The sequence below is a fragment of the Microcoleus sp. T3_D1 genome (genome assembly GCF_036700405.1).
Taxonomy (GTDB): Bacteria; Cyanobacteriota; Cyanobacteriia; order Cyanobacteriales; family Microcoleaceae; genus Microcoleus.
Genome location: NZ_JAUBOV010000015.1, coordinates 94,065 through 113,074 on the forward strand (window position 1 = coordinate 94,065; position 19,010 = coordinate 113,074).

Annotated in this window: 13 protein-coding genes; 12 read left to right on the top strand and 1 reads right to left on the bottom strand. The window is 46.2% G+C overall.

Annotation, left to right across the window (positions count from 1 at the left end; translation table 11 throughout):
- Positions 1–3 precede the first annotated feature (3 nt).
- Entirely contained in the window at positions 4–636 is a 633-nt protein-coding gene (locus tag QT992_RS09615; protein WP_333339026.1) for an effector-associated domain EAD1-containing protein, read from the bottom strand.
- Positions 637–969: 333 nt separating this feature from the next.
- Between QT992_RS09615 and QT992_RS09620 the strand changes: the two genes are divergently transcribed.
- The 12 genes from QT992_RS09620 (at position 970) to QT992_RS09675 (ending at position 18,846) form a co-directional block, all read left to right on the top strand.
- Entirely contained in the window at positions 970–1,239 is a 270-nt protein-coding gene (locus QT992_RS09620; RefSeq protein ID WP_333142943.1) for a hypothetical protein, read from the top strand.
- A 32-nt stretch (positions 1,240–1,271) separates the two neighbouring features.
- Complete coding sequence (locus tag QT992_RS09625) at positions 1,272–2,636, top strand: DUF4912 domain-containing protein (RefSeq protein WP_333339024.1); 1,365 nt, start codon at positions 1,272–1,274, stop codon at positions 2,634–2,636.
- A 934-nt stretch (positions 2,637–3,570) separates the two neighbouring features.
- A complete protein-coding gene (locus QT992_RS09630) occupies positions 3,571–4,887 on the top strand; it encodes an ABC transporter substrate-binding protein (RefSeq protein WP_333342195.1) in 1,317 nt (438 codons plus the stop codon).
- A 226-nt stretch (positions 4,888–5,113) separates the two neighbouring features.
- The gene (locus QT992_RS09635; protein ID WP_333342206.1) at positions 5,114–6,022 is read left to right on the top strand and encodes a sugar ABC transporter permease; all 909 of its coding nucleotides are present in this window, start codon (positions 5,114–5,116) and stop codon (positions 6,020–6,022) included.
- A 71-nt stretch (positions 6,023–6,093) separates the two neighbouring features.
- Positions 6,094–6,957 (top strand): carbohydrate ABC transporter permease, encoded by an 864-nt coding sequence (locus tag QT992_RS09640; protein WP_333342197.1) that lies wholly within the window; start codon positions 6,094–6,096, stop codon positions 6,955–6,957.
- Positions 6,958–7,096: 139 nt separating this feature from the next.
- Entirely contained in the window at positions 7,097–8,179 is a 1,083-nt protein-coding gene (locus tag QT992_RS09645) for an ABC transporter ATP-binding protein (protein WP_333342199.1), read from the top strand.
- 333 nt (positions 8,180–8,512) lie between these two features.
- Positions 8,513–8,860: a hypothetical protein gene (locus QT992_RS09650; RefSeq protein WP_333321871.1), complete on the top strand. Its 348-nt coding sequence runs from the start codon at positions 8,513–8,515 to the stop codon at positions 8,858–8,860.
- Positions 8,861–9,567: 707 nt separating this feature from the next.
- Complete coding sequence (locus tag QT992_RS09655) at positions 9,568–10,005, top strand: DUF3574 domain-containing protein (protein WP_333342201.1); 438 nt, start codon at positions 9,568–9,570, stop codon at positions 10,003–10,005.
- Between the two features lie 162 nt (positions 10,006–10,167).
- Positions 10,168–10,371, top strand: coding sequence for a hypothetical protein (locus QT992_RS09660; protein WP_333321873.1), 204 nt, complete (start codon positions 10,168–10,170; stop codon positions 10,369–10,371).
- Between the two features lie 331 nt (positions 10,372–10,702).
- Complete coding sequence (locus tag QT992_RS09665) at positions 10,703–11,212, top strand: hypothetical protein (RefSeq protein WP_333342202.1); 510 nt, start codon at positions 10,703–10,705, stop codon at positions 11,210–11,212.
- 271 nt (positions 11,213–11,483) lie between these two features.
- Positions 11,484–13,508: an ABC transporter ATP-binding protein gene (locus QT992_RS09670; protein WP_333321876.1), complete on the top strand. Its 2,025-nt coding sequence runs from the start codon at positions 11,484–11,486 to the stop codon at positions 13,506–13,508.
- A gap of 634 nt (positions 13,509–14,142) precedes the next feature.
- Positions 14,143–18,846 carry a PAS domain S-box protein gene (locus QT992_RS09675; RefSeq protein WP_333376904.1) on the top strand — a complete coding sequence of 1,568 codons (4,704 nt, stop codon included), beginning with the start codon at positions 14,143–14,145 and terminating at the stop codon, positions 18,844–18,846.
- Positions 18,847–19,010 lie beyond the last annotated feature (164 nt).

Genomic DNA, 19,010 nt, shown 5'->3' on the forward strand with positions numbered 1-19,010 from the left:
GAGTTACTTTACCTCAAATAGTTGTTTGAGTGGCTGAAATGCCCTTCTTAAAGAATTTTCTGTATCGATTTCCACTTCATAGGACACAATTCCTGGAATTATAGGTACAGCCCATTTTACCTTCCCCGCCGCAGGTGTCGCCGGTTCGTTCAACTTAACCAGTATTTGCTGTAATAAGGACATCAACTCATTGTTGACATGAGGATGGCTTTCAATTACTTGTACAACTTTTCCCTGCACTTGTACTATGGCCTTGCTCGCATCAAGTTCTTTCAGGTTGTAAAAGTTTGTCTGTTGCGCTATGTTTTCCCAATACTCTGTTTCATAATCTCGAACAAAAGCAGCTAATTTTGGATTACCCGGCTTATCCTGACGAGCAGCGAAAATGAGTTTAGCTTCCCATCCATGAGATTCTGTATGTTGAATTAATTTGAAGATAATTTCTCCTAAGTCATTTCCTAGTGCTATTTCATCCAGATTATTTTCGAGTTCCTCTTTGACAAACTGGCTAAGTTTTTGTTGAGTAGGGAAAGCATCAATAAGAGCTGCTTTTAGTTGTTTGCGTCGATCGCCCGTTAGTCTCATTCGATTCTCCTCAGCGAGTGATTGTGATTGCTTTTCACCTCTTTCACTCATCCAGCGGGCAAAACGGGAATTTTTCTAAAATGTCATCTTACTAAAGGCAGACATATTATAAACGATCGCCCCCACCCTCCAAACCCATCAAAAGCCCCCTATCGCAATTTGTCATCAAATCCTGACATTTCCTTCAACAACGATCCCCCAAACCTCTAATATGTCAAGATTCCCTGACAAAGTGATCCCCAAAATCACGAAAATGCGTATAACTACCCAGGATTGAGGCAAAAGACCCCTTGACCCGATCGCAACTTGTCTGCAACATTGAGTCATGACAAAGCGATCCCAAAGAAATGCTTCGATTAAGCAGCACTGGGAGTCGAATAGCGCGTGTGCTGCCAGCACAGCGTTGCTAGCAGCACCGATCGCACTCACAAAATCGATCTTGTCAATCAAGAATCGACAGAAAAGTTTTATTTAGATCGGACGGTGCGCGCCGAAGCCAAGAAGTCACAACCCTCGATCGCATTGGGGAAAAGACAAGCTAAAAACAATCAAGGCTTCAAAGGTTGGAGAGATTTGGAAGCTCGATCGTATTTGCATTTAAAAGAGTTTCTAACTCAAAAAGTCAACACATTTGTGTTGAAACGAAAAATCTAACCCGCCATCCCAAATTAGTGGAGAACAAACTCATGGCAAAAGAACGCCCACCATTAGAAGAGATGACTTTGCGACAACTCCGCAGAGTTGCTAGCGAATGTGGAGTCTCTCGCTACAGCCGGATGCGGAAATCGCAACTTCTGGCATCAATTCAAGAAATTCAGCGCACCAAATTTTCATACAGTCCATCTCGCAAACTAGAGGCACAAGAAGCAGTGGAAGCAGCAAAGTTTGAACTCGGCCAAGAAGATAGAACCGGCGGTTCTTTGTCATCTGTAGATGAAGGTTTAGCAGATTTGCCTAACGGCTACGGCGAAAGCCGGGTTGTTTTAATGCCCCGCGACCCTGAATGGGCCTACACTTACTGGGACATTCCCAACGATCGCAAAGAAGAATTGCGTCGCCAAGGAGGACAGCAACTCGCCCTGCGGATCTACGACGTTACAGATGTTAACCTCGACATTCAAAGCCCGCACAGCATTCAAGAATATCCCTGCGACGAACTGGCGCGGGAATGGTACGTGCCAATCCCCGTGAGCGATCGCGACTACGCGATCGACATCGGCTACCGCTGTGCAGATGGCCGCTGGCTAGTATTAGCTCGATCGGCCGAAGTCCGCGTTCCTCCCGTCTATCCCAGCGACTGGATTGAAGATCAATTCATCACCCTCGACTGGGAAGAAGAATTGCAGGGCAAAACCTTCGCGGAACTGGTTCCTCCGGCCAAGAAACTCGCAAAAGCAGTCAATGGCGGTGGTTACAGCACCAGCAACGCCATCTACGAACAAATCTTCGGCATGGCAGAATCTGCAGAAGCCCTGCGCGTAGCGGGTTCTGTCTTCGGTTCCATGCAGCACGTCGCCGGTTCCGTCCAGCAAGTCGGCATCCACGAACAAGCTCTCAGTTCCTACGTGTTCCCCTCCGGCGTTGGAATGTGGGCGGCTCCCACCATGTCCGGCCTCACCGCGTCGGGTGTCGGTATGTCCGGTCTCACCATGTCCGGTGTCGGTATGTCCGGCCTCACCATGTCGGGTGTCGGTATGTCGGGTCTCACCATGTCAGGTTTCGGTATGTCGGGTGTCGGTATGTCGGGAGTTGGCTTCGCCGCCCCGATGCGCCCCCGCCAGTTCTGGTTAGTTGCTGATGCCGAACTGATCGTCTACGGCGCCACCGAACCCGACGCTACCGTCTACGTAGGCGGACAGCCGATTAAACTCAATGCTGACGGCACTTTCCGCTTCCAGATGTCCTTCCAAGACGGCTTGATCGACTATCCGATTTTTGCAGTAGCAGCCGACGGCGAACAAAACCGCGCCATCCACATGAAATTCGAGCGCGAAACCCCAGAACGGCGCACCAATACCAAGCAGGATGCTGTTGTGGAATGGTTGGGCTAATCGCTCGCGGTCGATCGAGCGACGGGCGATCGTGCAGGTTTGTGCCAATTTTTTAACCTTCACAAGGTATAGCCTCAGCCGATCGTGATTTGTTAAAGTTAATCCCAGACAACAACCCATAACACCCCCTATACACCGTTCTCCTATTTTGAGGAGCGGTGTTTTTTGTATTTAGTTTGTATTTAGGACTTACTCAGAAACCGGGTTTTTAGAGCAGAATAGATCGTCGATCGGGCCAGCAAGAAAAGTTATACCCACTCTTAAAAGTAGGGATAAATAGAGATGGGATGCGAGCATCTGTAGGGACTTAGGCGGGAGCATCTCAGTTTTGTAAAAAGCCTTTTTTTTATTGTAGTGCGAGCGTCCCCGCTCGCGTATTGTACAATACGCGAGCGGGGACGCTCGCACTGTAAATGCAAAACTGAGATGCTCCCACTTAGGCTGGGTGTAAGTCCCTACTTTGTTTCATCTGAGATATTGCACAATTCTCAATTACTTGTTTAGGAACAGGCTTTTCGGCCTGTTCCACAAGAGATGAATTTCATTGTGGAACAGGCCGAAAAGCCTGTTCTTGACAATGGTGCAAGATGTGAGTTTCATCCGATTGACAACTGCTATAGCAATCCTAAATGAGTCGTCAACTTTTTACCCCACCCCAACCCTCCCCTTACCAAGGGGAGGGAGTAAGAAATTCACAAATGATTTAGGATTGCTATATATTAGACAATTTTCTCAATATCTCTCTATAGATAGATGTCTACTCAACTCCCCTTTCACCTACTTAAATCAAAATGTGCACTCTTCACTCAAGCATTATTAAGTAAGCTAAAGTTTAGTTAAACTTTTATTGCACAAACTCGCTAAATCCAGCGAAACAAAAGAAAGCGAGTTATGAGAGAAAGAAGGCGATCGCACCGCCATTTCTCAAAAGCAAATGCAAAACATAAATTCCCTGCTGCAACGAAGCCAGAAGCGTCCCCGTCTTTTAGCCTTATTTGCTGTCACATTAGCCGCCGTCTTGCTTTTATTTATTCTGCCGGCACTGACTCAACAGCCAGTCGTGATCACCATGTTAATGCAAGGTCAAGACCTTGTTAACTGGAGACCCTTTGTCAAAGAATTTGAACAGAAAAACCCCGACATTCGCATCAACCTCATAGAAGGGCCTTTTGACAGCAACCTCATAGAAAATCTTTACACATCTGCCTTTCTTTTAGGCGAATCGCCCTACGACATCATCAACATGGATATTGTCTGGGTTCCCAAATTTGCAGCCGCAGGTTGGGTAAGCGATTTGACAGACAGAATTCCCCCCGAACAACTATCAAAATTCATCCAAGGTAACGTCGAAGGCGGGCGGTATCGGGGCAAACTTTATCGAATTCCCCACGCTTCCGATGCCGGAATGCTTTATTACCGCAAAGACATTTTAGAACAAGCGAAAATTCCTGCGCCGAAAACCTTTGAAGAGATGGTAAAAATCTCTCAAAACTTGCAGAAACAGGGAAAAGCAACTTGGGGTTATTTGTGGCAAGGTAAACAATACGAGGGAGTATCTGCGATGTTTGTTGAAGTGCTCTCCGGTTTCGGCGGCTTTTGGGCTAACCCGCAAACTTTTGAAGTTGGCTTAGATAAACCAGAAGCAATTAAAGCAGTGGAATTTCTCAAAAATACGATCGCCTCTGGCATTTCTCCTCCGGGTGTCACCACCTACGGCGAAGAAGAAACCCGGCTGTTGTTTCAAAACGGCAAAGCACTGTTTTTGCGAAACTGGCCGTATGTTTGGAAGCTGGCAAATGCCGAGGGATCGAATGTTAGAGGCAAAATTGCGATCGATCCCATGCTCAGCAGTATCGGCCAAACAGGCGGTTCCTGCTTGGGCGGCTGGGGCTGGGGAATTGCCAAAACCTCAAAACATCCAGAACAAGCGTGGAAAGCAATTCAGTACCTTACCAGCGAGGAAACCCAACGCAAATTTATTATACAAACCGGTTTAGTTCCCAGTTACAAATCGCTGTTTACCAACAAAGAAATAGTCGCCAAATATCCCCACTACCCGCAACTGCTAAAAGTAGTGGAACGCTCAGCTTTGCGCCCGCCCCTGGCACAATACGCTCAAGCTTCTGATATTTTGCAGCGTTATTTGAGTTCAGCTTTTACCGGGAGAATGAGTGCAGAACAAGCAATGAAAGCAGCAGCTAGCGAAACTCGCAATTTATTAGGCAGTTTGAAACAACCCAAAGCTTCGTAAATTTGACATCTTGCCTCTGTCAGAAACAGGCAAGATGCCTGTTCCACACAGAGTCAGAAACAGGCAAGATGCCTGTTCCACAAAAAGTTAGAAACAGACAAGATGCCTGTTTCACAAAGAGTTAGAAACAGGCAAGATGCCTGTTCCACAAAGAGTTAATTTTTTTATTGTGGGGAGTAGGGGTTGGGCTTCTAACCCGCCCAAAAATAAATTAAAGGTGAACAATATGCAATTAGACAAGATGCGACAGCGCGAACAAAAAACCGGATGGATATTAGTAGCACCAGCTTTGATAATTCTGATGCTAGTATTTGCTTACCCAATATTGCGCGCTTTTTGGCTGAGTTTATTCACCCAAAACCTCGGTACAGAATTAAAACTGGTTTTTTCTGGTTTTGCTAACTACAGTCGAATGTTAGGCGACGGGCGTTTCTGGCAAACTTTAGCCAACACCACAGTATTTACAGTCGCCTCTGTTGTGCTGGAATTAATTCTCGGTATGGGCATTGCCTTAGTCTTAAATCAATCCTTCGCAGGGCGCGGCATTGTTCGCACAATCTCCTTGCTACCTTGGGCGCTGCCCACTGCATTGATGGGAGTAGCTTGGGCGTGGATTTTTAACGACCAATACGGCGTAATCAACGACATTTTGAGGCGATTAGGATTGATTCAAAATAGTATTAGCTGGCTGGGAGATCCGACTTTAGCAATGATGGCAGTGATTACAGCGGATGTCTGGAAAACCACGCCTTTTGTCAGCTTGCTTTTGCTAGCGGGATTGCAATCAATTCCCGGTGATTTGTACGAAGCACACGCGATTGACGGCGCCCGTAGCTGGCAGAGTTTCCGTCAAGTTACTGTACCCCTACTGATGCCGCAAATTGTGATTGCTGTGCTGTTTAGATTTGCCCAAGCTTTCGGCATTTTTGACTTGATTCAGGTGATGACGGGAGGGGGGCCGGCGGGGGCTACTGAGACGGTTTCTATCTACATTTACAGCACGGTAATGAGGTATTTAGACTTTGGGTACGGGGCGGCTTTGGTGGTGTGTACTTTTTTGCTGTTAGTGGCAGCAGTTGCGATCGCCGCTTACCTGTTATCGAGAGCCCGCACCAATGCAGCAGGAGGAAACTAAGACGATTTTACATTTTGGATTTTGGATTTTAGATAACCAACAGTTGCACTTTTATCTCATTGGTATAAATTATGTCGATCGCCCGCGAAAAACCTACCAAAAAAAACTTTAACATCCGGCAATTAATCTTGCCAATCTCAGCCCTCTTAATTGTCGCATATTTCCTCGCACCAATCCTCTGGCAAGTGCTAACTTCTTTCAAAGTAAATGCGGATATTTCGGCGATTCCAAACGTCTACATTCCCAAACGAATTACTTTCGAGCATTACCTGTCCCTCTTCCAACGTCGCCCGTTTGCACTTTACATTTTAAATAGCGCTTTTGTTTCGATTACTTCAACATTGCTGTGTTTGGCTGTAGGCGCTCCCGCAGCTTACGCTTTAGCCCGGTTGCGGCTGTGGGGCGAGAGAATCATCCTGGCAACTGTGACTATTGTAACGCTGTTTCCGGCGGTGCTGCTATTTTTGGGACTGCTGGAAATTGTCAAAGCTTTGGATTTAGGGAATAATTATTTAGCATTAATTATTCCTTACACCGCGATCAATCTGCCGCTGACAATTTTGGTGATGCGGAGTTTCTTTCAACAGTTGCCCAAAGATTTGGAAGATGCCGCTAAAGTTGACGGATACAACACTTTTCAAATGCTGTGGCAAATCGTGCTACCGATGACATTTCCCGCGTTAGTCACAACGGGAATTTTAACATTTATTTCAGCTTGGAACGAGTTTATATTTGCACTGACATTTATGACTCGCGAATCTCTGAAAACTATTCCCGTCGCAACTGCTCAACTCAGCGGGGTGTCAGTCTTTGAGATTCCTTACGGGCCGATCGCCGCAGCTACCGTTTTGGGAACTTTGCCCTTGGTTTTGCTGGTTTTGGTGTTCCAGCGGCGCATAGTTCAGGGTTTAACTGCGGGGGCGGTAAAAGGATAAATCGATTTTAGATTTTAGATTTTAGATTTTAGATTGGAGAGTAGTCAGTAGTCAAACAAGCAACAGAAGATTAATCCGTGTATCCGTGTTTATCCGTGTCGTGCTGTTCTTACCAATTTCCAATTACCCATTAAAAATCATGGCAAAATTGCAACTAAAAAACCTCAATAAAACCTACAGCCCTAAAGTAGTTCCCGTAAAAGACATTAGTTTGGATGTCAGCGAAGGGGAATTTCTGACTTTGCTGGGGCCCTCGGGGTGTGGAAAATCTACGACGCTGCGATTAATTGCAGGGTTGGAACAGCCAACTAGGGGCGAGATTAGAATTGGCGATCGCGATGTCACTTATCTCAGACCGGGCGATCGCGATATTGCAATGGTTTTTCAAAGTTACGCGCTTTATCCGCACATGACAGTATACGAGAATATGGCATCGAGCCTCAAACTTCGCAAAATCTCCTCCGGTGAAATCAATCGGTTAGTGACGGAAGTTGCAACATCCCTCGGATTGACGGAATTAATCGATCGCAAACCAGGAAAACTATCAGGCGGACAGCGGCAGCGAGTCGCCCTCGGCCGCGCATTAGTGCGCCAACCGGAAGTATTTTTGCTCGACGAACCTTTAAGCAATCTCGACGCATTATTACGGGAAAAAGTTAGGGCCGAACTCAAACAATTGTTTTCCTCCCAAAAAGCTCCGGTAGTTTACGTCACTCACGACCAAACCGAAGCAATGACGCTTTCAACAAAAGTCGCAGTTCTCAACAGCGGCAACGTGCAGCAGCTCGATCCGCCACACTTAATTTATACCCGTCCGGCAAATCAGTTTGTAGCCGGTTTTGTGGGCAGCCCGCAAATGAATTTGCTCGTGCTTAAATGCCAGGGCAATTTTGCTCAGTTGGGCGATTTTAGAGTTCGACTACCAGATATGCCGACTGTGCCGCCAGAAATTGTGTTGGGAATTCGCCCGGAACACGTCGGCTTTGCAGATGCAGAGGCCGGCAAGATGTCGGCCCCAGAGGCAATTAAAGGTGAGGTTTTTTTAGTGGAAAACTTGGGAATGCAAAATTTAGTTAGCGTCCGAGTTAAAGGTGTGGAGTCAGTAACGGTGCGGGCTTTGCTGCCAAATGACCGCCACTGGAATTCCGAAATTGTAGAGCTGGTTTTTCCGTCTCAGTTGCTGCACTGGTTTGACGTGAAAACGGGCGATCGCTTGCAATAAGAATTTGCCCTGCATAGCATCATTGATTAAAAATTGTCTAACCCTGTGCTGAAAAATATTTTTTTTGCTTATAACTAAGTTATGACTTTAGTTAGAGGTAGAACTCTTTGGCGGCTGTTAAGGTGATATTCATGTGTGAAAAAGCTAATTGACTGACAAATAGGTGGCGTGTTTACCAGATTTTATCGCTAACCTATAACTCTATTTAGGTGGTTAATCGCAAGTAAAAGCTAAGTTGGCTAGACCTCGCCTTAGCTGCTCATCTTGGAGCCAGTCAATTAGATGAAAAAATGTTCAAAATTATCACCAATCTACTTCGGGAGTATTACTGAGATGAATTTGATTTCCACAGCCATTGCTCGCATCAGTTCCCTGCTTAAGGGCTTTCAACTCAAGAGTTTTTTGAGTGTTGTCCTAGTCGGTTTTCTGCTGCTAACAACAAATGTTGATTCGGGAAGCAGTAACAAAGGTTTTGGCGCGCAAGCCAGCTCAAAGGCCGATCTAAACAATCCTGAAAGACCCCAAACAACACGGGAATGGAGGCAAGAAGCTCGCGAAACATCAGACTCTCCGGGCGAACGAGTTCAGAAGATTGGGCAAGAGGCAGGAGCAGCCGTGAAAGAATTCGGGGAGATGTACCAAGACACTGCTAAGAGAAGTATCCGCGAATTAAAGGATTAGTAGCTCCAACTAAAAAAATAGACCTCTTGCAAAAATCCTTTCATCAATTGATGGGACGGGCAAGATGCCCGTCCCACAAGAGTTATTTTTTCTTGTGGGATGGGCATCTTGCCCGTCCTAATTATTTTTGCAAGAGGTCTAATATAACACTGAGAAACCTGATTGCTTTGGGGGCGTAGGCAAGAGTGCTCGCCCTTCCGGGTTTCTCCACACCTGAAAAGTTTGACGTTTAAATAGGTTGAGCTACTGAAGCTGCTGTGCATCTAATTTGACAGTCAATTTTTCTACAATTATTGTGGGACGGGCATCCTGCCCGTCTCTGTATTCAATTTAGATGCGTAGCAGCTTAATACGACAGACGCAATCAAGTAGGCGAGCATAAATAAACTAGAACAGATGCTCAAAAACCCAGTTTCTCAGGTGAAACTGGGTTTTTGAGTTGGAAGTCTTTTATGTTAAATTAAATCAAATTTGCGTTAAAAACCCGTTGATCAGACTCGGTGGTTAAAACTGAGATATTGCAGTAAGCTGAAGTGCATTTAAATTGTAGAGTCAAATTTAAGAAAAGTCTTGTGGGGAGTAGGGGTTGGGCCTAAGAGCCCGCCCAAAAAATACAATTTAGATGCCCAACAGCTTATTCTCAATCAGCATTTCAAGGGCACGCTAGAAACAACGGCCCACAATATAGAATTTCCGCGTAATTCCTGATGAATAAACATCTTAACTGTCTTTGCTTGACCTGCCTGCTGTTCATCCTGCCTATTTGTCCTGCGACAATTGCCCGCGCTCAACTTCCCGAAACTTCGGAGACTAATGCCAAGCAAACAAATCTCCTCAAAGATGAACTGTTTTTTGGCTTAACAAAACCGGGAGGCGAGACAATTTCTGAATCAGAATGGCAGGAGTTTGTCAAGGCGGTTATTACCCCTCGCTTTCGGGAAGGGCTAACCGTATTAGACGGCTCCGGGCAGTTTCTCAACAAATCGGGAATTCTGATTAGAGAAAACTCTAAAATAGTTATTTTAATTTATGAAAGTAGTCCTGAAAAAAATCAAGCTATTCATGAAATTATCGAAACTTACAAGCGCACTTTCCAGCAAGAGTCAGTGCTGCGGGCAACCAGCGAAGTTAAGGTTTCTTTCTGATTGGGTCATCGAATCAGCGTATTTATGATATTATTTGTGGTAATCAAGGTCATACCCTCAAAGATAAGTAGGGTGCGGGTGCAAGCAAAATCATAATTTTTGGGTATCGATCGCACACTGCAAAAAATCGTTAGAAAAACCTGCCCGGGAGAAAACAAAAACATGATGAACGACGGCAACCAAAAAGCTGAAGCGCCTGAAACCGAGGATGCACAAAATTTGTCCGGCATGGCGAAAGCTTTTCTTGTGAACGTGGCTTGGTCTTACGCCGAGGCATTGGAGCGAATGAAACGATCGCGAAATCCACAGGAACCCGCGCCGGAATCTCCGACAGAACAAGTCGAACCCGATACTGAAAAAAATTAATGAAAGGCTATTAATGCGATCGATTTGCCAAACTATCTGGGAGTGCGATCGAACGCAATAGTCAATTAGCTGTTTTGAGTTAAGAACAATCTACTCAGAACAGCGAACTGTGCAGCTTAAGCCGAATTTGTATTGGATTTTACAATAAAAAAAAACTGAAAGCCCCGTGACCCTTCAACAAGCTCAGGAAAAGCTTTAGTTTGGGGATGACAACTGCGTTGCAGGTGGGAACCGCAACCTATATCTATCCTTAAAAGGGATTTAAACTAAACAAAGTACGGTTTTACCGCTACAGTGTACAAAACAAATAACCAATTTTTAGATCGGTCTCATGTCTAATTCAAAAATGATTGGCAAAGCGATCGCAAGTGGCCTTTGCTTCGGCATCCTCGCCAGCTTCACCGCTTCACACGGCCCCGCATCCGCAGCGGCACCAATAATTGCCCAAGAAACAGCAGCCCCGGCCGCTAGCAGCATCGACACGCAACTTCTAGGCCAATGGCAAGGCACAGCCTCCGGTCAGTCTTTCACCTTCATCTTTGCCCCAGAAGGCAAATTGTTTCTCATGGCGAAAGGCCCCGACGGAGCCGCCCGCGCCAAAGAAATGAGGTACAAAGTTAATCTCGGTGAAAAACCGATGCACATTGATGTCGGCCTCAGCAGCACACAAACCGTTGAGACTGTTTTTGAGTTGACTCCCGAAGGTCAAATGCGCCTTCAGTTGGAAGGCACCAATCCCGGACAGGCGAGACCTAATGCCTTAAACGAACAGGCAACCGTGTTTAAAAAGGTCTCCGAAGCCACTGCACTGCCTGCTGACACTCAAATCATCGGTTTTTGAGGAAAATTGCAGGCAGAAGGCACTTATGGCAATTGTCAATTGAGTGAGGTACTGATTGGGATTTTCGATTTTCGATTTTCGATTGCGAAATTGGTAAGACAGCCGGCGAGTACCTCACCTGATTGAGATCCGCTATAACTAGCCCTGAGTTTTCTGATTGCCACGCTTCGCGAGGAACGAAGCAATCTTAAAACTTTCCCCGTGCCTTCTGCCTTCCACAGGCCCTGCTACAATCCACTTAATCTCCCTTTAATTTTTGCCATAGACTTCCATGAGTGAAACCGTCCTAGAAGTTCGCAACCTGCGGGTTCAATTTCAATCTGCGGACGCAGGCGATGCGTCTGCAACCGTCAAAGCGGTTGACGGCATTTCCTTTGAGGTCAAGCGAGGGCAAACTCTGGGCATCGTGGGAGAGTCGGGGTCGGGAAAATCGGTAACATCCCTGGCTGTGATGGGTTTGCTTTCGAGTTCCTCAACGAAAATCGATGGCGAAATTTGGTTTTATTCGACAAAAGACGGCGCTAGCAATGGGCCCCTTAATCTGCTGGAAATGCCGGACAGGGAAAAACAAACATACCGGGGCAGCCAGATTGCGACGATTTTTCAAGAGCCGATGAGTTCGCTAAATCCCGTTTATACGATCGGATTTCAACTCACAGAAGCCATTTGTTTGCACCAACAGGTGTCGCAGACAGAAGCGCGGCGCCAAGCTGCTTCTCTGCTGCAAGAGGTGAAGCTGCTACCGGGCGACGATGAGCTCAGGCAGAGGTGTTTGGCTTTGCGACAAGAAGCGGTTCGGGAGGACGATCGCGATTTGATGCAGCTCGTCAACGGCCAAAAACAAGCTATGCTCGATCGCTACCCCCACGAACTCTCAGGCGGTCAAATCCAGCGCGTGATGATTGCAATGGCCATTTCTTGCAATCCAACTTTATTAATTGCTGATGAACCTACCACGGCTTTGGACGTAACCGTGCAGGCAACAATCTTAGCTTTGCTGCGGGAGTTGCGCGACTCTAGAGGCATGGCAATGATTTTTATTACCCACGATTTGGGCGTCATTGCTGAAATTGGCGATACGGTGGCGGTGATGTACCGGGGCAAGATTGTTGAGTGCGGTGCGATCGAACAAATTTTCAGCAATCCCCAACATCCTTACACAAAAGGTCTGTTAGCTTGCCGCCCAACTCTCGATCGGCAAAGGCGCCGCTTGCCGACAGTTTCCGATTTTATGGATGTCACCACAAATGCTAGCGGCGAATTAGTAATTGTCGAGAAAAATGCCGATTTAGACGGCGACAACAGCGGGGGAAATCCCGCTTTTGCCACCGGAAAACCGCCTCGGCTGCCGAATATTTCCGAGCCTTTGCTAGCTGTTGATAACTTGCGAGTCGGTTTTCCGGTGCAGGGAATGTTTGGCGAAACTAAACGCTTATTTATGGCGGTAAACGATATTTCTTTTGAGGTTTACCCTGGCGAGACTTTGGGTTTGGTGGGTGAGTCTGGCTGCGGCAAATCAACTTTGGCGAGAGCTTTGCTGCAATTAATTCCGATCGCCAGCGGTCAAGTGTTTTTTGAAGGTCAAGAAATTACGCCTCCTGCGAAAAGTAGTTCGGCATCGCAGTGGATGGCTAATTATCGGATGAAAAAAGAGTACGATCGCAAATTGCGGTGGCTGCGGCGCGATCTGCAAATTATTTTTCAAGACCCTTTTAGTTCTCTCGATCCGCGCCTAAATGTTGGGGATGCGGTGATGGAACCGATGGTGATTCACCGCTTTGGTAAGAACCACAAAGAACAGCGCGAGCGCGCGGCTTATTTGTTGGAGAGAGTGGGTTTAAATCCCGATTTTATGCGGCGCTACCCTCACGAGTTTTCGGGCGGACAGCGGCAGCGAATTTGTATTGCTAGAGCTTTGGCTTTGAATCCTAAGTTTATTATTTGCGATGAGTCGGTTTCGGCATTAGATGTGTCGGTGCAGGCGCAAGTTTTAAATTTGCTGAAGGAGTTGCAAACAGAGTTTGGACTGACTTATATTTTTATTTCTCACGATTTGAGCGTGGTCAAGTTTATGAGCGATCGCGCGATCGTCATGAACAAAGGTAAAATCGAAGAAATTGGCACTGCCGAGCGCATTTACCGCCAACCGCAGCAAGCTTACACGCGGCAACTCATAGCTTCTATTCCTGCGGGGAATTTGGAGCGAATTCGGCAACAGCAATTAGGCCGCAAATCTGCTTTGGGTGCTGTGGCGCCTTGGCCCCCATCGCCTGCTGATGAATCACAACAAAATTGATATCTAGTGTTTTAAACTCGTATCAATTACCAATTGGCCGTTACCAATTACTAATTAGCCCTTACGCGCGAAAATAGGAGTGCAACGAAAAAATGCTACCAATATTTTTGTCATTTTATCTTCAGAAATCCGCAGTTTATCTTTATTGTAACTTCATAATTTATTGTCAAATTCAACCTGCTTGAACTTGACTAATATTCCGGGTTGTTCAACCCACAGCCAGCGCGCTCCACGCAGTATTTTCCTACATCAAACCCGGTCATTCCTGGACGATAAAAGTGGTATAACACGCTACTATAACGCGGTAAGCTGCTTCAGCAGAACCCTACATAATTAGGTTCTGCGTCCAGGATTAGCTAGATTAGGCTAAATGTCCAATGACTAAGAACAATAAGTAGCGTAGTATTATAGATAAACTCTCTCTATGAGTCGGAAAAAGTAGAAAATGCCCACCCCAGCTAAAAAGAGATTGCTCCCTAATTCCGTAAATACACTTAATTATCTCGTGAGGTTGCGTAGATTTACGCAAATTTTAAAAGGCTAGATTTCGACAGCTAGGAAAGTTTTACAATATTTAAACAGCTTTATTGTAATTTTGGCTCACCGCACGTAAAACGGGATCAAAAGTAAAAAAATGAAATCTTCTGTTCGTATCGAAGAATCAAAAAGCACTAAATTATCGAACTTACTGCAAGTGTTGTGGCCAAAAATTACGGCAGCAGTCACCAGAATAGAAAAGGCAGAAGGCAGCAAGGAGTATGAAAAAAAAATTAGCCTAGCGACGATCGCCCCTGGCAGTGTATTCTCAATTTTGATAATTGTACTGCTTGTCTTAAATGGGTGGCTCGTAGCTGGCAACGGTGATAATTTCTACGATAGCCCACTCGCCCTGGGATTTTTGGGAATAGCAAATATTGTCTTTTTGGCGGTATCGGCGCACTCAAACACCTCTTGCGCCCTCGCCGGAAGCGATCGCCCATCCAGCGAACCCAACGGGGGCGATCGCTTTTTTAGCCTCTCGCCAGATATGCTGTGCGTCATTGGTTTTGACGGTTATTTCAAACGCATCAACCCAGCAGCAGAAAAAATCCTCGGCTATTCCGAAGCCGAAATGGTTGGCCAACTCTTCATTGAATTCGTGCATCCCGACGATCGCGAAGCTACTCTAAAACAAGCTGAAAGTATTGCTGCGGGGAATAATACCGTTGGGTTTGAAAACCGCTGGCGCTGTCGAAACGGGTCTTACAAGTGGATAGCCTGGACTGCTACCCCTTTCTGCGAGGAAGAATTGATGTATGGTATCGGCCGCGAAATTACCGATCCCAAACTCGCCCAACAGTCCCTCCAGCAAAGCAATTCTATTTTGCGATCGGTGATTGAAAGTACGCCGGATGTCATTTTTGTCAAGGACATTCAAGGTCGCTACGCGATCGCTAACTCCGTTGCTGCTGACTGGCTCTCAACATCAGTGGAGGCAATGATCGGCAAGGACGATACAAATTTCTTTCCCCCAGAAATAGCCCAGCAAATTATCGAAGCCGACCGCAGGCTCGTGACAGCGGGAGAATATTTAAATTATGAAGAAATTGTACCAAAAAATGGCGAAAATCGGACGCTACTAACAACAAAATGCCCTTGGAAAGACGCCGAAGGAAATATTATCGGCGTAGTTGGCGTATCTCGCGACATCAGCGATCGCAAAGAAATAGAAGCAGCGCTAATAGAGAGCAACATCCTGTTTGAAAATGTAATCGAAAGTACAGGCGACAGCATTTTTGTCAAAGATACTCAGAGCCGCTACCTATTGCTCAATTCTACGGCGGCGGGAATTATTGGCTTGCCAAAATCAGAAATTATTGGCAAAAAGGATGCAGAATTATTTCCGCCGGAGATTGCACAGATGCTGGTGGAAAATGACCGCCGGATCTGGCAATCAGGTATTGAGGAAACGATCGAGGAAGTAGTAAAAGACAGCGAGGGCAACATCCTGACAGTTCTTGCTACCAAAAGTCCTTTGCGCGATCGAGCTGGAAACATCACGGGTGTAGTGGGAGTTGCTCGCGATATTAGCGATCGCAAAAAAGCAGAAGCAGCGCTGCAAGAAAGCCAGCGTTTTATCGAACAAATTGCCAATGCTACTCCGAATATTCTCTATCTCTACGACGAGATCGAGCAGCGAAATGTGTACAACAACCGCGAAATCACTGTCGCGCTGGGCTATACCGTCGAAGAAGTTCAAAAAATGGGCAGCAGTCTGTTGCCGACCATTATCCACCCTGATGATTTAGCTAAATTTCCAGAATATTTGCAGCCATTGGAAACTGCTCCCGACGGCGAAGTTGGTGAGTACGAATACCGGGTGCGCGACAAAAATGGCTGTTGGCGCTGGCTAGTCAGCCGGGAAATTGTGTTTAGCAGAACAGAGGAGGGAAAAATTAAGCAGCGTCTCGGTGCTGCTACGGACATTACAGAGCGCAAAATAGCAGAACAAGCTTTAGCAGAACAATTAAAACTTTCTTTATTCACAGCAGATGTGGGAATTGGTCTAACTCAAAACCAGACTTTGCTTGCAACTTTGCAATATTGCGCCGATGCAGTTGTGCGCCATTTGGATGTTGCCTTTGCTCGGATTTGGACGCTGAATCAAGAGGGAAATGTATTGGAACTGCAAGCAAGCGCGGGGATGTATACTCGCATTGACGGCGCTCACAGCCGCATTGCTGTCGGTGAGTTCAAGATTGGTTTAATCGCCCTGGAGCGACAACCTCACATCACTAATTCTCTCCCAGAAGATCCTCACATCAAGGACAAAGAATGGGCGGCGCGTGAAGGAATGGTGGCTTTTGCTGGATATCCGCTAATTGTTGACAATCAGTTGCTGGGAGTTATGGCGATGTTTGCTCGCCAGGAGTTGAACGAATCAACGCTGATTGCTTTGGCGTCAAGTGCCGATGCGATCGCCCTTGGAATTAAGCGCAAACAAACAGAAGTTGCTCTCGCCACACAAAAGCAAACTTTGAGGGCAATTATTGACAACGCTCCGATCTGGGTATGGATGGCAAATGCTAGCGGGCGGATGTTATTAGTTAACAAAACTTTCTGCGAAGATGTGGCTATACCTGAATCAAGATTTTTAGCAGCCTCTCACTATTCCGAAGTTTTGGGCTTAGAACAATCTGCTAACTGCATGGCATCTGACGCGCAAGCGTGGAGCCAAGATATTCCATGTTATACGGAAGAAATTATAGAGCTTACTGATGGTGAATATCACCAGTTTGACACAATTAAAACTAAGGTCAAAGATGATTGTGGTAACGCGATCGGCTTAATCGGTTTGGGTTTGGACGTTACCAAACAAAAAGAAGCTCAAAGACAGTTGCAAAAGTCGGAAGCGAGATTCCGCAAATTAGCGGAGCAGGAAGCGCTGCTGAACCAGCTAGCTAGCAATATCCGCGAATCTCTGGATTTAGATACTATTTTAGCAACAACCGTGCAGCAAATTCGCGACTTGCTGCAACTCGATCGCTGTCAGTTTATCTGGTATTTACCCGACGCTTCGCCGCCGGTTTGGAATGTGAGATACGAGGCAAAGAATGCCGATTGGCCCTCGCGTTTGGGTTTATATCCTGTCGAGCCAACTGCTTCTATGGGTGAGCGGATTGCCAATTTGGAAATAATTCAGATCGACGATGTTGAGGCATTAACCGATCCAGCCGAACGGGAATTTTTAATGTCTGTAGGACTCAATTCTCTGCTGGACATTCCCCTTCAAACACAGTCGGGTCAAATTGGCGCGATCCTCTGCGGTGCTTGCAGCGGGGTGCGGCTGTGGAGAGACGAAGAAGTGGAACTGTTAATGGCAGTAGGAACTCAATTGGCGATCGCCATTAATCAAGCCGAACTTTACGAAAAATCTCGCCTCGCCGCCGCCGAATCAAAAGCAGCAGCAATGCAGCAAAAATTGCTCAACCAGCTAGGCAGTCAAATCCGCGCTTCTCTAGATTTAGATACTATCTTGGCAACAACTGTGCGGCAAATTCGCGACTTGCTGCAACTCGATCGCTGTCTGTTTATGTGGTATACGCCCGAGGCCGAGACGCCCGCTTGGGATATCATCCACGAAGCTAAAAATGATGACTTGCTCTCGCTTTTGGGTTATTACCCTGCTGAGGTAACGGGGACGCTGGCGCAAAAGATAGCTAATTTGGAAATCTATCAAATAGATGATGTTACAACTTTCAGCGATCCAGTAGAAAGGGAATTCTTTTTGCAGGTGGGTTACAAGTCTGTCTTGGATTTGCCGGTTAAGAGTGCAGGGGGTTTAACTGGAGTTGTTGGCTGCACTTCTTGCCGCGAGATCCACAGGTGGACAAAAGACGAAGTGGAGTTGCTATCGGCAATTTGCGATCAATTGTCGATCGCCATCAGTCAAGCGGAACTCTACACTCAAAGCGTCGATTCAGCCCGGATAGCGCAAGAACAAGCAGCCAAACTCGAAGTTACTCTGTGCGAACTTAAGCTTGCTCAAACCCAGCTCGTGCAGGCAGAAAAAATGTCGAGTCTCGGTCAGATGGTAGCAGGAATTGCCCACGAAATCAATAACCCAGTTAGCTTTATCTTCGGCAATCTTACCTACACAGAAGAATACACCAGGAGCCTGATGAAACTGCTGCAAATGTATCGAGATGAATACCCGGAACCTCCTCCAGCGATTCAGGAAGAAATAGAAGTTTTAGAGCTGGATTTTGTGCTAGAGGACTTGCCTAAAATCCTGTCTTCTATGCAGGTGGGAGCTACTCGCATCCGGGATATCGTGCGGAGTTTGCGGAATTTCTCTCGCCTCGATGAATCTGACATGAAAAAGGTTAACATTCACGAAGGCATCGACAGCACATTGATGATTTTAGAACACCGTCTGAAAGTTCAGCCGGATCGCCCAGCAATTCAACTCGTTAAAGAATACGGGCAATTGCCACTGGTGGAGTGCTACGCCGGACTGTTGAATCAGGTGTTTATGAATATTATTGCTAACGCTATTGACGTTTTACAACCACCGCTCGAAAATCCGGGAATTATCCGCATTCGTACAGAGGTAGAAGGTACTCTCGCTGTGATTAGAATTGCTGATAACGGTGCAGGGATGACCGCTCAAGTCAAGCAGCGGATATTTGACCCTTTCTATACTACAAAACCAATAGGTTCGGGGACGGGGATGGGTTTAGCGATTTCCCATTCAATTATTGTCGAAAAACATAAAGGTGAAATCAATTGTATTTCTGCTGTAGGGAAAGGAACTGAATTTACGCTCAAGATTCCGATTAAAAGCACAGAAAATTAAATGGTTTTTCGGCAAAATTAGTAAGGTGCCTCAATCGATTTTAGATTTTAGATTTTAGATTTTAGATTTTAGATTGACCCCAGGGATAAGGGAGCATCTCAGTTTTGTAAAAAGCATTTTTTTTATTGTAGTGCGAGCGTCCCCGCTCGCGTATTGTACAATAC

Excerpts from the sequence above, each read along its gene's own strand:
- QT992_RS09615 (WP_333339026.1), bottom strand. The coding sequence starts at position 636 with ATGAGTGAAAGAGGTGAAAAGCAATCACAATCACTCGCTGAGGAGAAT.
- QT992_RS09625 (WP_333339024.1), top strand. The coding sequence starts at position 1,272 with ATGGCAAAAGAACGCCCACCATTAGAAGAGATGACTTTGCGACAACTC.
- QT992_RS09630 (WP_333342195.1), top strand. The coding sequence starts at position 3,571 with ATGCAAAACATAAATTCCCTGCTGCAACGAAGCCAGAAGCGTCCCCGT.
- QT992_RS09635 (WP_333342206.1), top strand. The coding sequence starts at position 5,114 with ATGCAATTAGACAAGATGCGACAGCGCGAACAAAAAACCGGATGGATA.
- QT992_RS09640 (WP_333342197.1), top strand. The coding sequence starts at position 6,094 with ATGTCGATCGCCCGCGAAAAACCTACCAAAAAAAACTTTAACATCCGG.
- QT992_RS09645 (WP_333342199.1), top strand. The coding sequence starts at position 7,097 with ATGGCAAAATTGCAACTAAAAAACCTCAATAAAACCTACAGCCCTAAA.
- QT992_RS09650 (WP_333321871.1), top strand. The coding sequence starts at position 8,513 with ATGAATTTGATTTCCACAGCCATTGCTCGCATCAGTTCCCTGCTTAAG.
- QT992_RS09655 (WP_333342201.1), top strand. The coding sequence starts at position 9,568 with ATGAATAAACATCTTAACTGTCTTTGCTTGACCTGCCTGCTGTTCATC.
- QT992_RS09660 (WP_333321873.1), top strand. The coding sequence starts at position 10,168 with ATGATGAACGACGGCAACCAAAAAGCTGAAGCGCCTGAAACCGAGGAT.
- QT992_RS09665 (WP_333342202.1), top strand. The coding sequence starts at position 10,703 with ATGTCTAATTCAAAAATGATTGGCAAAGCGATCGCAAGTGGCCTTTGC.
- QT992_RS09670 (WP_333321876.1), top strand. The coding sequence starts at position 11,484 with ATGAGTGAAACCGTCCTAGAAGTTCGCAACCTGCGGGTTCAATTTCAA.
- QT992_RS09675 (WP_333376904.1), top strand. The coding sequence starts at position 14,143 with ATGAAATCTTCTGTTCGTATCGAAGAATCAAAAAGCACTAAATTATCG.